The organism is Microbacterium trichothecenolyticum, from assembly GCF_030818955.1.
Taxonomy (GTDB): Bacteria; Actinomycetota; Actinomycetes; order Actinomycetales; family Microbacteriaceae; genus Microbacterium; species Microbacterium trichothecenolyticum_B.
In genome coordinates, this window is the sequence record NZ_JAUTBF010000001.1 from 774,214 (window position 1) to 787,395 (window position 13,182).

Annotated in this window: 10 protein-coding genes and 1 pseudogene; 5 read left to right on the forward strand and 6 right to left on the reverse strand. The window is 68.2% G+C overall.

Features of this window, described 5'->3' with window-relative positions:
• Positions 1-19: 19 nt before the first annotated feature.
• Positions 20-1,444, reverse strand: coding sequence for a type I glutamate--ammonia ligase (glnA, locus tag QE412_RS03735; RefSeq protein WP_307480310.1), 1,425 nt, complete (start codon positions 1,442-1,444; stop codon positions 20-22).
• Between the two features lie 102 nt (positions 1,445-1,546).
• Here glnA and QE412_RS03740 point away from each other — a divergent pair, with 102 nt between their 5' ends.
• Entirely contained in the window at positions 1,547-2,005 is a 459-nt protein-coding gene (locus QE412_RS03740) for an RDD family protein (RefSeq protein WP_307480313.1), read from the forward strand.
• 48 nt (positions 2,006-2,053) lie between these two features.
• Here the strand turns inward: QE412_RS03740 and QE412_RS03745 are convergent, their stop codons facing one another.
• Positions 2,054-2,764: a DUF4191 domain-containing protein gene (locus QE412_RS03745; protein ID WP_307480316.1), complete on the reverse strand. Its 711-nt coding sequence runs from the start codon at positions 2,762-2,764 to the stop codon at positions 2,054-2,056.
• A 120-nt stretch (positions 2,765-2,884) separates the two neighbouring features.
• On the opposite strand from QE412_RS03745, the gene QE412_RS03750 reads away from it, so the two are divergent.
• Positions 2,885-3,880 carry a hypothetical protein gene (locus QE412_RS03750; RefSeq protein ID WP_307480319.1) on the forward strand — a complete coding sequence of 332 codons (996 nt, stop codon included), beginning with the start codon at positions 2,885-2,887 and terminating at the stop codon, positions 3,878-3,880.
• A 17-nt stretch (positions 3,881-3,897) separates the two neighbouring features.
• On the opposite strand, the gene sucB is transcribed toward QE412_RS03750, so the two are convergent.
• Genes sucB through QE412_RS03765 form a run of 3 tightly spaced genes read right to left on the reverse strand, consistent with a single transcriptional unit; the run spans position 3,898 to position 8,489 of the window.
• Positions 3,898-5,598: a 2-oxoglutarate dehydrogenase, E2 component, dihydrolipoamide succinyltransferase gene (gene sucB / locus QE412_RS03755; protein ID WP_307480321.1), complete on the reverse strand. Its 1,701-nt coding sequence runs from the start codon at positions 5,596-5,598 to the stop codon at positions 3,898-3,900.
• Positions 5,599-5,652: 54 nt separating this feature from the next.
• Positions 5,653-7,026, reverse strand: coding sequence for a dihydrolipoyl dehydrogenase (lpdA, locus tag QE412_RS03760; protein WP_307480324.1), 1,374 nt, complete (start codon positions 7,024-7,026; stop codon positions 5,653-5,655).
• Entirely contained in the window at positions 7,023-8,489 is a 1,467-nt protein-coding gene (locus tag QE412_RS03765) for a leucyl aminopeptidase (RefSeq protein ID WP_307480327.1), read from the reverse strand. The genes lpdA and QE412_RS03765 overlap by 4 nt, the downstream gene beginning before the upstream one ends.
• An 86-nt stretch (positions 8,490-8,575) precedes the next feature.
• On the opposite strand from QE412_RS03765, the gene QE412_RS03770 reads away from it, so the two are divergent.
• The 3 genes and pseudogenes from QE412_RS03770 to QE412_RS03780 all read left to right on the forward strand — a co-directional run bounded on the left by QE412_RS03770 (position 8,576) and on the right by QE412_RS03780 (position 11,813).
• The gene (locus QE412_RS03770; protein WP_307480329.1) at positions 8,576-9,502 is read left to right on the forward strand and encodes a proteasome assembly chaperone family protein; all 927 of its coding nucleotides are present in this window, start codon (positions 8,576-8,578) and stop codon (positions 9,500-9,502) included.
• Positions 9,503-9,782: 280 nt separating this feature from the next.
• Positions 9,783-11,118 (forward strand): annotated as a pseudogene (locus QE412_RS03775) (RNA polymerase sigma factor).
• Entirely contained in the window at positions 11,115-11,813 is a 699-nt protein-coding gene (locus tag QE412_RS03780) for a coenzyme F420-0:L-glutamate ligase (protein WP_307480333.1), read from the forward strand. The pseudogene QE412_RS03775 and the gene QE412_RS03780 overlap by 4 nt, the downstream one beginning before the upstream one ends.
• A 310-nt stretch (positions 11,814-12,123) precedes the next feature.
• On the opposite strand, the gene QE412_RS03785 is transcribed toward QE412_RS03780, so the two are convergent.
• Positions 12,124-13,146, reverse strand: coding sequence for a sugar-transfer associated ATP-grasp domain-containing protein (locus tag QE412_RS03785; protein WP_307480336.1), 1,023 nt, complete (start codon positions 13,144-13,146; stop codon positions 12,124-12,126).
• Between the last annotated feature and the right edge of the window lie 36 nt (positions 13,147-13,182).

Genomic DNA, 13,182 nt, shown 5'->3' on the forward strand with positions numbered 1-13,182 from the left:
GGAATCCCGGCGCTGGTGGTCAGACCCCGAAGTACAGCTCGTACTCGAAGGGGTGCGGGCGCTGAGCGATCGGCTGGATCTCGTTCTCGATCTTGTACTCGATCCAGGTCTCGATGAGCTCCTCGGTGAAGACGCCACCGGCGAGCAGGAACTCGTGGTCGGCGCGGAGGGCCTCGAGCGAGTCGAGCAGCGAGTTCGGGACCTGCGGGATGTTCTTGGCCTCTTCGGCGGGGAGCTCGTAGAGGTCCTTGTCGACGGGCTCGTGCGGCTCGATGCGGTTCTTGATGCCGTCGATGCCGGCCATGAGCTGGGCCGCGAACGCGAGGTACGGGTTGCCCGAGGCGTCGGGGGCGCGGAATTCGATGCGCTTGGCCTTGGGGTTCGTGCCCGTGATCGGGATACGGATGGCCGCGGAGCGGTTACCGGCCGAGTACACCAGGTTGACCGGCGCCTCGAAGCCCTTCACCAGACGGTGGTAGCTGTTGAGGGTCGGGTTGGTGAAGGCGAGCACGGCGGGGGCGTGAGCCAGGATGCCACCGATGTACCAGCGCGCGATGTCGGAGAGCCCGCCGTAACCGGTCTCCTCGTAGAACAGCGGCTTGCCGTCGTTCCACAGCGACTGGTGCGTGTGCATGCCCGAACCGTTGTCGCCGAAGAGCGGCTTCGGCATGAAGGTGGCGACCTTGCCCCACTCTTCGGCGGTGTTCTTGACGATGTACTTGAACTTCAGGATGTCGTCGGCCGCGTGCACCATGGTGTCGAAGCGGTAGTTGATCTCGGCCTGGCCGCCGGTGCCCACCTCGTGGTGCGCGCGCTCGAGGATGAGGCCGGCCTCGATGAGCTTCAGGCTGATGTCGTCGCGCAGGTCGGCCTGCTTGTCGACGGGCGAGACGGGGAAGTACCCACCCTTGTAAGGGGTCTTGTTGGCGAGGTTTCCGCCCTCTTCCACGCGGCCCGTGTTCCAGGCGCCTTCCTCGGAGTCTACCGAGTAGAAGCTCGCGTTCTGCTTCACTTCATAGCGGACGTCGTCGAAGATGTAGAACTCAGCCTCGGGAGCGAAGTACGCGGTGTCGGCGATGCCGGTCGACGCGAGGTACTTCTCGGCCTTCTTGGCGACCTGACGCGGGTCCTTCGAGTAGATCTCACCGTTGCGCGGGTTGTAGATGTCGAAGACCATGACGAGCGTCTTCGCCTCGCGGAACGGGTCGAGGTACGCCGTCGTCACGTCGGGGATGAGCTGCATGTCCGACTCGTGGATGTTCGCGAACCCGCGGATCGACGAGCCATCGAACAGCTGTCCGACGGTGAAGAACTCCTCGTCGACGGTCGAGGCGGGGATGTTGAAGTGCTGCTGCACACCAGGAAGATCCGTGAAACGGATGTCGAGGAACTTGACGTCCTCGTCCTGGATGAACTTGAGCACCTCGGACGAATCTTTGAACATGAAGACTCCAGAGGTAGAACATTCGGGATCGGGCCGACCTCGGCCAGCCTCCTCGACCCTATACAGAACCGGTGTCTCTGCGATATCTCGGATGTTTCCGGCATGTTACGCGGGCCCGATTACGCTGGTGCCGTGAGCGTCCCCGTAGACAACGAGTACCCGGGCCAACGGCTCGGCCTTCCCCGCGATGGTCGCGGCTCCATCGCGCGGCCGGGACGTCGTATCGCGGCGCTCCTGATCGACGTCGCCAGCGCAGGGCTCATTGGCTTCGCCTTCTTCTCCTCTCCGGATCCGGTGACCGGTGTGCCGTTCGCAAACCCGCTTGCGACGAACCTCATCTTCTTCGTCGTGCAGATCCTCTTCATCCCCCTCATCGGCGGCAGCCCCGGGCACCGCCTCATGGGAATGCGTCTGGAGCTGGCATCCGGAGGATGGGTCGGCCTCTGGCGCCCGATCGTGCGCACGGTGCTGCTGGCACTCGTGATCCCGGCCGTGGTCTGGGACGCGGATCAGCGCGGCCTGCACGACAAGGCGGTCGGAACCCTCCTGGTACGGTCCTGAGATGACGAAGGCCCCCGCTCGAGCGGGGGCCTTCGTCATCTCAGGACATCAGCGGGGACGCGGTGCGCGCATCTTGGTGGGGTCGACGCCCTTCGGGATCGGCAGCGACGACAGTCCCTGCGACACCGACGAGATGCGCTTGATGACCGCAGCCATGGTGGCGCGATCGACCTTCTTCGGCAGCGCCTTGATCGTCGATGCGAGCTTGGCGATCTCGACGTCGTCGTCACCGTGTCCGACGTAGAGCACCGTCACCGGCACGCCCGATGCGACGCGCTGCACGCGACCGCGTTCCTCGCCGACCAGACGCGTGAGACGGCTGCGGTTGCCCTCGCCGATCAACACCACACCGCCACGGCCGACGGCCCGGTACAGCGCCTCCTGGGTGCGAGGATTCACGGCGACGGGGTTCTCCGAGGCCTGCCAGTGACGGCCGAGGGAAGACGACAGCACGTGCCCGGTGGCACCCGGCATGCCGTCGATCTTCTTGTACATCGCCGTGGTCGACAGGCGCGTCATGGTGATCATGGATGCCAGGATGCCGGTGAGCAGGCCCGTCACACCCCACAGGATGATGCTCCATACCGCGGGCGGCGGGATGAGGAATCCGACGACGACGCCGAGCGCAATTCCGACGAGCACGATGGCCGCCAGCAGGAAGGGCAGCCACCGATACTCCTTCTGCGTGAAGGTGTAGAGGGTTTTCAGCTGCGAGAAGAAGCCCGGACGCTTCTCGGGCGTGGAAGTGCGAGCGGCCATAGGAACGATTCTATCTTCGCCGCCGGTGGCCCCTCCTCCCCACACGGTCGATCGTCGGGTTCATCCCCATTCGGCCCTGTGGCCCGTCGTCGCGTCGCGCGACTCCTGCAGCATCGCCGTATGCACAGCGGCACCTCTTCCGTCCTGGCCGAACCCCTCGACGCCTACGTACGACGCCGCGCCCGCAGCGCTCTCGCGCTCTCAGACGGAGAAGCGACCACCGCGGCGGTCGGGCTGCTTCGCGGATGCCGCGGCGCCGGCGACCAGACACGCACCGTGTGCTGGTGGCTCACCGCCGAGGGGCGCCCGACGATGATCGACGACGAGGACGGCTCCGATCCACTGACCGCCACCGCCGAATGTCTGCAGGCGCTCACCCACCTGATCACGGCGCCGGCGACCCGCGCGCTGTTCGACGTGGCGCGAGCGAGCATCCTCGAGCGTCGAACCGACGTCTCAGAAGACGTCGAGAAACGCCTGTTCCGCCACGCGCCGCCGCGTCCGCTCGTGCTCGGACCGCTCGCGCCCGTTGTCGAACCGGTGCCGACCGCCACCACGCCGCACGCTCCAGGGGAGGGGCTTCTCGCGCTGGTCGACGCCGATCTCTCCGATGCGATCCGCTCTGCCGCGCGTGACCTGCGTGACCGGCTGCGCGCGTCGCGGGCACTGCGCCTGACGCTCTCGGCCCTCGGCGGTACAGCGGTGGCGGTCGTCGCCGTGCTGGCCTTCTCCGCGCCGGAGAGTGGGTCGTCCAGTGCAAGCTCCGTCGTCGAGTCCGACGCGATCGCCAGCCCCGTGGCATCCACTGTCGAGACCGAGCCGCGCGTGCCCCTGTCCGACGACGTGGTGGAGGCCGCCCGCGCACTGCTCGCGCGCGCGTCGTCGTGCGCCGTCGGCGAGCACTGCTCGAGTGACGTCTGGGAAGACGGAGAGCAGACGGGTGACGCACTCATCCCCGTCGACGAGGCGACCCGCATCGAACTCATCGACGACTTCGGCGGCGTCACCGTCGTCCGCGTCGGCGACCCGGGGACGGGCCAGTACGTCACGCTCGTGAGTCGAAACGACAGATGGCTGGTCCGCGCCGTCAGAACGATCGCGGACCAGCCATCATGAGCTGGTGCTCGACAGGATCAGATGCCGAGGTCTCCCTCGAACTGCGCGGCCTCGAGACGAGCCTTGACGGCGCCCAAGAAGCGAGCGGCGTCGGCGCCGTCGATGATGCGATGGTCGTACGACAGCGCCAGGTAGACGTACGAGCGCACGGCGATCGCGTCTTTGCCGTCGACCGAGACGATGCCCGGCTTCTTCACGACCGCGCCCAGGCCCAGGATGGCCGACTGGGGCAGGAAGACGATCGGCGTGTCGAACAGCGCCCCACGCGAACCGGTATTGGTCAGCGTGAAGGTGCCGCCGGCAAGCTCGTCGGGCTTGAGCTTGTTGTCACGCGTGCGCGCCGCGAGGTCGGCGATCTCCCGAGCGAGCTGTGCGATGTTCTTCTCGCCCGCGTTCTTGACGACCGGGGTGAGCAGTCCGCGCTCGGTGTCGACCGCGATCGAGACGTTCTCGTGCGCCGGGTAGACGATCTCGTCGCCCTCGACCGTGGAGTTGATGATCGGGTACGTCTTCAGCGCCTCGACCGCGGCGATCGCGAAGAACGGCAGGAACGACAGCTTGTCGCCCGTCTTCTGCTGGAACTCGCCCTTCGTACGGTCACGCAGGGCCGCGAGCTTGGTGACGTCGACCTCGACGACGGTCGTCAGCTGGGCCGTCGCCTGCATCGATGCGACCGCACGCTCGGCGATCACCTTGCGCAGACGCGACATCTTCTGCGTCGTGCCGCGCAGGGGCGAGACCTCGACGGGCGCCGATGCGGCCGGCGCCGCGGCCGCGGGAGCCGCGGCGGGGGCAGACTTGGCAGCCTCGGCGGCCTTCAGCACGTCTTCCTTGCGGATACGGCCGCCGACACCGCTGCCCGTGACCGACTTCAGGTCGACGCCCTGCTGCTGAGCGAGGCGACGCACGAGCGGCGTGACATAGGTGACGTCGTCGTTCGACGACGCGGAAACCGACTGCTCGGCGGGCTTCTCGGGGACGGGGGCCGGCTTCGCCTCCGCGACCGGAGCGGGCGACTGCGCCGGCTGCTCGGCGGGCTTCTCTTCGGCGACGGGCTGCGCGGGAGCCTCGGGCTGCGCGGGAGGCTCGGGCTGCGCTGCCGGAGCAGCGCCGCTGCCGATGCGCGCGAGGGTGGCACCGACATTGACCGTCTCGTCTTCCTGAACGAGGATCTCCTGCAGCGTTCCCGCGACGGGCGAGGGGATCTCGGTGTCGACCTTGTCGGTCGAGATCTCGAGCAGCGGCTCGTCGACCGCCACGTCATCGCCGATCGCCTTGAGCCAGCGGGTGACCGTTCCCTCGGTCACGCTCTCGCCCAGTTCGGGCAGCTTGACCTCGGTGGAGTCTCCCGATTCGGCGGGGGCGGCGGGGGCAGCCTGCTCGGCCGGTGCAGCCTCGGCGGGGGCAGCCTCCTGGGCGGGGGCGGCCGGCTCGGCAGCGGACGCAGCCTCGGGAGCGTCACCGGACGAGGCGCTGCCCGATCCGTCGCCGATCTTGACGAGGACGGCACCGACCTCGACGGTCTCGTCTTCCTGCACGAGGATCTCCTCGATGACGCCCGAGACGGGCGAGGGGATCTCGGTGTCGACCTTGTCGGTCGAGATCTCCAAGAGACCCTCGTCCTCCTGGACGGTGTCACCGACCTGCTTGAGCCAGCGGGTGACCGTTCCCTCGGTGACGCTCTCGCCGAGAGCGGGGAGGACGACGGAAGTGCTCATGGATATGTCTCCTTCGTACCGGATGCGGTACCTAGCTTAGTGACCGGTTCGCGGTCAGAGTGCGTGCAGGGGCTTGCCGGCCAGGGCCAGGAAGGCCTCGCCGAGCGCCTCGCTCTGTGTGGGGTGGGCGTGGATGAACGGGGCGATGTCTTCGGGGTGCGCCTCCCAGCCGACGGCGAGCTGCGCCTCGGAGATCAGTTCGCCGACGCGGTCTCCCACCAGGTGGGCGCCGACGACCGGCCCGTCGACACGACGGACGATCTTCACGATGCCGGAGGTGCCGATGATCTCACTGCGTCCGTTGCCGGCGAGGTTGTACTCGTAGGCACGCACGGCCTCGGAACCGTAGCGCTCCTGCGCCTGCGCCTCGGTCAGTCCCACGGAGGCGACCTCGGGGTGCGAGTACGCGACGCGGGGGACGTCGGCATCGGGGACGAGAACGGGCGAGAGGCCGGCAATCTCCTCGGCGACGAAGATCCCCTGCTGGAAGCCGCGGTGGGCGAGCTGGAGTCCCGCGACGATGTCGCCGACGGCCCAGACATGCGGCACCGCGGTTCGCAGCCGCGCGTCGGTGCCGACGAAACCCCGGTCGAGGACGACCCCGGCTTCCTCGAATCCGAGGCCTGCGGTGGCGGGACCGCGTCCGACGGCGACCAGGGCGAAGTCGGCGACGAGATCCGTTCCGTCATCGAGCGAAACAGTGACCTCGTCCGTGCTCTGCGTGAGCGACGAGAACCTCTTGCCGAGGCGGAAAGCGATGCCCCGCTTGCGGAAGGCGCGTTCGAGTGCCTTGCTCGACGCGACGTCCTCCGCGGGCAACAAGTGCGGGAGCGCCTCGACGATCGTCACGTCGACACCGAACGAGCGCCACACGCTCGCGAACTCGACACCGATCACGCCACCGCCGAGAACCACCACGCTTTCCGGGATCACGTCGAGTTCGAGGGCCTGCTCACTGGTCAGCACACGACCCCCGATCTCCAGGCCCGGAAGACTGCGGCTGTACGAGCCGGTGGCGAGGATGACGTCGGTCCCGCGATACACGTCGTCGCCGACGCGGACGGCCGGTCCTGCCTCGAGCGAACCCGTCCCGTTGACGACACGGATGCCGCGGGCCGAGATCAGTCCTTCGAGACCCTTGAACTTCTTGGCGACGATGCCTTCGCGGTATGCGCGAACGCGCAGGGGGTCGATTCCCGTCAGCGTCACGTCGACACCGATTTCGGCAGCTGTCCGCGCGGCATCGGCAACCTCGCCCGCGTGGAGCAGGGCCTTCGTGGGGATGCAGCCGCGGTGCAGGCACGTCCCGCCGAGCTTGTCCTTCTCGACGAGCACCACGTCCTTGCCCAGTTCGGCAAGACGCAACGCGGCGGCGTAGCCACCGCTCCCGCCGCCGAGCACGATGACGTCGGCCGAGTAGTCGGTCACCGCTCGCCGTCCGCAGCCAGCAGCTCGATGAGGGAGCGGACCGTCGCTCCCGTGACGCCCTTGTCGGTGTATCCGAACGGCGCGGACTTGTTCATACCCACGCCGGCGATGTCGAGGTGCACCCACGGGATACGCGGCGCGTCGGCTTCGTCGGACACGCGTCCGACGAAATGGCGCAGAAAGAGTCCGGCGAACAGCGATCCACCCGCCGGGTCGCCGATCTTCGCGTTCTGCAGATCGGCGATGGGGGAGTCGAGGTCGTCGACCATGTGGTCGGGCAGTGGCAACTGCCACGCGAGTTCGGCGGCGCGCCCCGCGGCGGCCAGGTACTCGGCGACGGCCGCCTCTTCGCCCATCACGCCGGTGTGGCGCGTCCCGAGGGCGACGGTGATGGCACCGGTCAGCGTGGCGACGTCGACGATGAGGTCGGGGTTCTCCCGGCTGGCGGCGACGAGACCATCGGCCAGCACGAGACGGCCTTCAGCGTCAGTGTTGAGCACCTCGACGGTCGTGCCATCGAGCGTGCGGAGCACGTCGCCGGGGCGGGTGGCGCGTCCCGAGGGCATGTTGTCGGCGATGCAGAGCCACGCGCTCACCCGCACCGGCAGAGCCATCTCGGCGGCCGCCCGCAGCACGGCCAGAACGGTGGCCGCGCCGCACATGTCGTACTTCATACCGACCATCGACGCTGCCGGCTTGAGCGACAGCCCGCCGGTGTCGAACGTGATGCCCTTGCCGACGAGGGCGACATGACGCTGGGCGCCGGCGGGCGCGTAATCGAGGCGCACGAGTCGGGGCGGGCGATCGGAACCCTGGCCGACACCGAGGATGCCGCCGAAACCGCCGTCACGCAACGCGTCCTCGTCGAGCACCTCGACCTCGACCGGCAGCGCGGCGACGGCGTTCACGGCGGCATCGGCGAAGTCCGCCGGCCCCAGCCACTCGGCGGGCGTGGTGACGAGGTCCTTGACGAGAGCCACGGCGCCGGAGATCGCCGCGACCGCGGCCACATCAGCCTCCGACGGCGCCGCCGGTGTCGACACCGTGACGCGGGACGCGCGGGGCTTCGGCGCCTTCTTCTTGTATCCCGCGAAGCGATAGCCGCCCAGCGAGGCCCCCTCGGCGAGGGGGCGCCAGGGCGCCTCGACCAGAGCCTGCACAGCGACGTGGTCGAACCCGGTCAGCTGGCGCAGGCCCGTCCCCGCGGCATCGCGCAGCGCCGCGTCGCCGGGATCCGTGCCGACACCGACGACCGCCACGGGCACGTTCACCCCCGGCACGTGCACGCGTTGGAAAGATCCGGGAGCGCCCGTGAAGCCCACCGCCGACAGGGCGGCGCGCAGGCCGTCCCACCCGTGAGGGTCGGGGGCGTCATCCGAGAACGGGGCGGAGATCAGCAGGATCGCATCGGCCGGGAATTCACGAACGGAGGCATGGGTATGCGCTACGGAAGGGAAGGGCATGGCATCCATCCTACGGAGCAGCGTGTTCGCTAGGAGCGGGACGCTCCGTCGCCCGGTGCATCCGAGACGGCTCTTAGAGTGGAGACATGTCCCCTTCCGCCCCGCTGTACGACCGCGCTCCATCCGCGCCGCCCGTGCCGTCGGGCCTGCCGTTGGTGATGGCCCTCACCGGCTTCACCGATGCGGGTGGGGCCGTCTCGCGTCTCGTCGAATACTTCCGCAACGACCTCGAGCCCCACGCGCTGTTCGTCTTCGACAACGACGCGCTGCTCGACTATCGCGCGCGGCGTCCTCTGATCACCTTCGACGAGGATCACCTGACGGACTACCGCCCGGCACGCCTCGAGCTCTCGCTCGCGCACGATTCTCTGGGTCATCCCTTCCTGCTGCTGGCGGGGTACGAGCCGGACTTCCTCTGGGAGGCGTTCGCCGAGACGGTCCTCGAACTCAGCGCGGCACTGCAGGTGTCGTCGATCACGTGGGTGCACGCCATCCCGATGCCGGTTCCACACACACGTCCCATCGGGACCACCGTGAGCGGTACTCGCCGCGACCTGGCAGAAGCGCACTCGGTCTGGCGCCCGCACACGCAAGTCCCCTCGACGGCGGGCCACCTCCTGGAGTACCGCTTCGCCGAGGCGGGAGCCAAAGTCGCGGGCTTCGCCCTGCTCGTGCCGCACTATCTCGGCGATACGGAGTACCCGGCCGCCGCCCTCGCGGGTCTCGACAGCCTCACCGTCGCCACCGGCCTGGTGTTCTCGGGGGAGGTCCTGCGCGAGGAGAACCGGGAGTTCCTCGGCAAGGTGAGCGAGCAGGTCGAAGGCAGCGAGGAGCTGACCCGCATGCTCGAGGGCCTGGAGGAGCGATACGACGCCTATATGGCCGGCTCGACCCAGGCGACGCCGATCATCCACACCGGTGATCTGCCCAGCGCCGATGAGCTCGCGGCCGAGCTCGAGCGCTTCCTCGCCACGCGTCCGGGCGATGACGATCGGCGCGGCCGGCTCGGCTGAATCCTGGCCCGGGGCTCGGCGTCGCAAGAGGCTGCGCCCCGTTGGCGTGCGTCGATGTCATGGCCTCCGGGAATTCCCTTGACCGTATCGGCGTTGTCTACGCACAGACCCCCGGTCGCGTCAAGTCCCGGTCCGGGGATATGAGACAATGAAGAACCTGACCCGTTGTCAACCGGTTGAGGAGCTCCCGCTCTTCCGCTCGGGACTTGACAAGGGTCTTACTAGTGTCCGAGAACGACCGGCGGCCGTGCAACGTACGTTCCCGGTTGAAAGGCGAAACGTGGCAGACACGACAACCAAGACCCGCTCCCGGAGTGCGAAGGACACCGACCTCGAGAACTCCGAGGAAACCGTGACGGCGTCGACGACGACGACCGCGAAGAAGGCTCCCGCCAAGAAGGCTCCGGCCAAGGCGAAGGCTGCGCCCGCCAAGGCCAAGACCAAGGCGAAGAAAGACGACGACCTCGACGACGACGAGGACATCGACGACGAAGACGAGGTCGAACTCGAAGCCGACGACGCGGACGATTCCGACGACTCCGACGACGAGGCGAAGCCCGCGTCGAAGAAGTCGGACGACGACAGCGACGACGATGACGAGGCCCCCAAGCCTGCCGCCGAGGCGCTGCCCACCGGCGCGATCGTCATCTCCTCCAGCGACGAAGACGACGTTCCCGTCTACTCCGCGCAGATCACCGGCGCCACGGCCGACCCGGTCAAGGACTACCTGAAGCAGATCGGTAAGGTCCCGCTGCTGAACGCGGCCGAAAGAGGTCGAGCTCGCCATGCGCATCGAGGCGGGCCTGTTCGCCGAAGAGAAGCTGTCGAACATGTCGCCGGCGGAGAAGACGAGCCAGCTCGGTCTCGACCTGCAGTGGGTCGCCCGTGACGGACAGCGCGCGAAGAGCCACCTGCTCGGCGCCAACCTCCGCCTCGTCGTCTCGCTCGCCAAGCGCTACACCGGTCGCGGCATGCAGTTCCTCGACCTGATCCAGGAAGGCAACCTGGGCCTCATCCGTGCGGTCGAGAAGTTCGACTACACGAAGGGCTTCAAGTTCTCGACCTACGCCACCTGGTGGATCCGTCAGGCCATCACGCGCGCCATGGCCGACCAGGCCCGCACGATCCGCATCCCCGTGCACATGGTCGAGGTCATCAACAAGCTCGCGCGCGTGCAGCGCCAGATGCTGCAGGACCTCGGTCGCGAACCCACCCCAGAAGAGCTGAGCCGCGAGCTCGACATGACCCCCGAGAAGGTCATCGAGGTGCAGAAGTACGGCCGCGAGCCCATCTCGCTGCACACGCCCCTCGGTGAAGACGGCGACAGCGAGTTCGGCGACCTCATCGAAGACACCGAGGCGGTCGTCCCGGCCGACGCGGTGGGCTTCACGATGCTGCAGCGTCAGCTGGAGTCGCTCCTCGACTCGCTCAGCGAGCGTGAGGCGGGCGTCATCCGCATGCGCTTCGGCCTGGGCGACGGTCAGCCCAAGACCCTCGACCAGATCGGCGACACGTTCGGCGTCACGCGTGAGCGCATCCGCCAGATCGAGTCGAAGACGATGGCGAAGCTCCGCCACCCCAGCCGCTCGCAGTCGCTCCGGGACTACCTCGAATGAGCGGCGAGGCCAACGCCGGCAAGGCGCTCACCCGTTCCGTCGACGGCACCTCGTACGCCCGCATCCCGATCCGCACGCGGGTCGTCATGCCGGGTGACGACCTCGACGCCTTCATCCTCGAATACGCGAAGGATGCCGTGCAGCCGGGCGACCTGCTGTTCGTCACCGAGAAGATCGTCGCGATCACCCAGGGCCGCTCGTACAAGCTCGACGCGATCACGCCGCGCAAGCTCGCGCTGTTCCTTTCGAAGTACGTCACCCGCACGCCCTACGGCATCGGCCTGGGAATGCCCGAGACGATGGAGATGGCCCTGCGCGAGTGCGGAACACCCCGCATCCTGTTCGCCGCGGCCGTCTCGGCCGTGACGAAGAGCTTCGGCCGCAAGGGCGATTTCTACCGCATCGCGGGCGATAAGGCCCGCGCGATCGACGGCCCCACCAGCGGCACCATCCCGCCGTACAACCAGGCCGTCGTGCTCGGCCCGGAACGTCCGCGCGAGGTGGCCGCCCGCCTCAAGTCGCTGCTCGGCGGCGACCTGCAGGTGGCAGTGGTCGACATCAACGACCTGGGTGGCAACATCCTCGGCTCGACGCTCGACAAGGCTGGCGAGAAGCGTCTGGTCGCGATCCTGAAAGACAACCCGCTCGGCCAGGGACACGAGTCCACGCCGCTCGGCATCGTCCGCCGCGGCTGACAACGCCACGCAGAAGGCCCGCCCCGTTCACGGGCGGGCCTTCTGCGTCTGCGGCGCGCACAACTCCTGCACCGACACGCCGGGTGGACGCCCCCGCACCCGGATACGGGCGCTCACGCGGGTTGTGTGTTGCCCGGCCGCCCGCGTCACCCGTCCGCGGCGTGATCGCCGGCACAGCTCCTGCAGAGTCACCACGCATCGCGCCGTCGGCCGAGCCGGGGGCACTTCTGCGCAGGAGTCGTGCTCAGACGCGACCGCGCGCACAGCGGAAGGCCCGCCCGAACGGGACGGGCCTTCGCGGCATCCGGGATCAGAACCCGATGGCCGCCCGGTAGCGCGGCTTGTGGCCGGTGCGGATACCGGTGACGCTCGGCTTGTTCTCGTAGACGCCAGCGCCCCAGTTGCCCTCGACGAGTACCGGGCCGTCGGGGCCGACCACGATGTCCCAGCCGACGTACTGCACCTGGGGGACGACGCGCGCGACCTGGTCGACGAAGGCCTTGACCTCGTCGATCATCGGCAGCTGGAAGTCGGCGATGCGCACGCCCGAATCGGGGTGCACCTCGTGCACGTGGCCGTGCGAGTCGTATCCCGCGCCGAGGGCGTGCCCGTTCTCGTCGAGCATCGTGTAAAAGCCGCCGAAGGTCATCTGGTCGCTGACCGCGCCACGGCCGAACTTCTGCGCCATCGCGAGGATGTGCGTCTTCTCGCCGTCGAAGAACGCGGTCACGCGGGTGGTGTTGACCGTACCTGGGCAGACGGCCGCGAGGTCGTCGTGCTGGCGGATGACCTCCTCGACGAGGATCTCGCCGCGCTCGAGCAGTCCGCGGTGAAACGCGGTCCAGTCCTCGACCTCGGCGGCGTGATAGCGATGCACGCCGGTGCCGGCCTGACCGACCGGCTCCTTGGTGACGATCGTGCCCAGCCGCTCGGTGAAGGCGCGCAGGTCGTCGGCGTTGCCGGCATCCACCACCATCCAGTCGCGGCGGAGGAAGTCGCTGAAGCGGCGGTCGAAGGCGACCTTGTCTTGGAAGATTCCGCGAAAGTCGGGGTGGTCGTACTTCTGCGAGATCTGATTCGACACGGGGTGCGTCATGTACGTCGCACGCTCGGCCGGGGTGAGGATCGCGAAGTCGTAGTCGATGTAGTCCTGGAATCCGACGTTCTTCACGCCGGCCTGAAACAACATGTCGGCGACGACGAGCGGCATCGACTTGCCGTGTTGCGCCGAGGCTTCCTTCGCGCGCTCGATGACCGAGCCCACGTCGATGCGGCGGGCACGATCGGCGAGGTAGCGCAGACGGGTGACGGGGGAGAAGCCCTGGCTTGGCATGCACGCTCCGGGGTCGGGGAAGACGGACCCCGTTAG

Excerpts from the sequence above, each read along its gene's own strand:
- glnA (WP_307480310.1), bottom strand. The coding sequence starts at position 1,444 with ATGTTCAAAGATTCGTCCGAGGTGCTCAAGTTCATCCAGGACGAGGAC.
- QE412_RS03740 (WP_307480313.1), top strand. The coding sequence starts at position 1,547 with ATGTTACGCGGGCCCGATTACGCTGGTGCCGTGAGCGTCCCCGTAGAC.
- QE412_RS03745 (WP_307480316.1), bottom strand. The coding sequence starts at position 2,764 with ATGGCCGCTCGCACTTCCACGCCCGAGAAGCGTCCGGGCTTCTTCTCG.
- QE412_RS03750 (WP_307480319.1), top strand. The coding sequence starts at position 2,885 with ATGCACAGCGGCACCTCTTCCGTCCTGGCCGAACCCCTCGACGCCTAC.
- sucB (WP_307480321.1), bottom strand. The coding sequence starts at position 5,598 with ATGAGCACTTCCGTCGTCCTCCCCGCTCTCGGCGAGAGCGTCACCGAG.
- QE412_RS03765 (WP_307480327.1), bottom strand. The coding sequence starts at position 8,489 with ATGCCCTTCCCTTCCGTAGCGCATACCCATGCCTCCGTTCGTGAATTC.
- QE412_RS03770 (WP_307480329.1), top strand. The coding sequence starts at position 8,576 with ATGTCCCCTTCCGCCCCGCTGTACGACCGCGCTCCATCCGCGCCGCCC.
- QE412_RS03780 (WP_307480333.1), top strand. The coding sequence starts at position 11,115 with ATGAGCGGCGAGGCCAACGCCGGCAAGGCGCTCACCCGTTCCGTCGAC.
- QE412_RS03785 (WP_307480336.1), bottom strand. The coding sequence starts at position 13,146 with ATGCCAAGCCAGGGCTTCTCCCCCGTCACCCGTCTGCGCTACCTCGCC.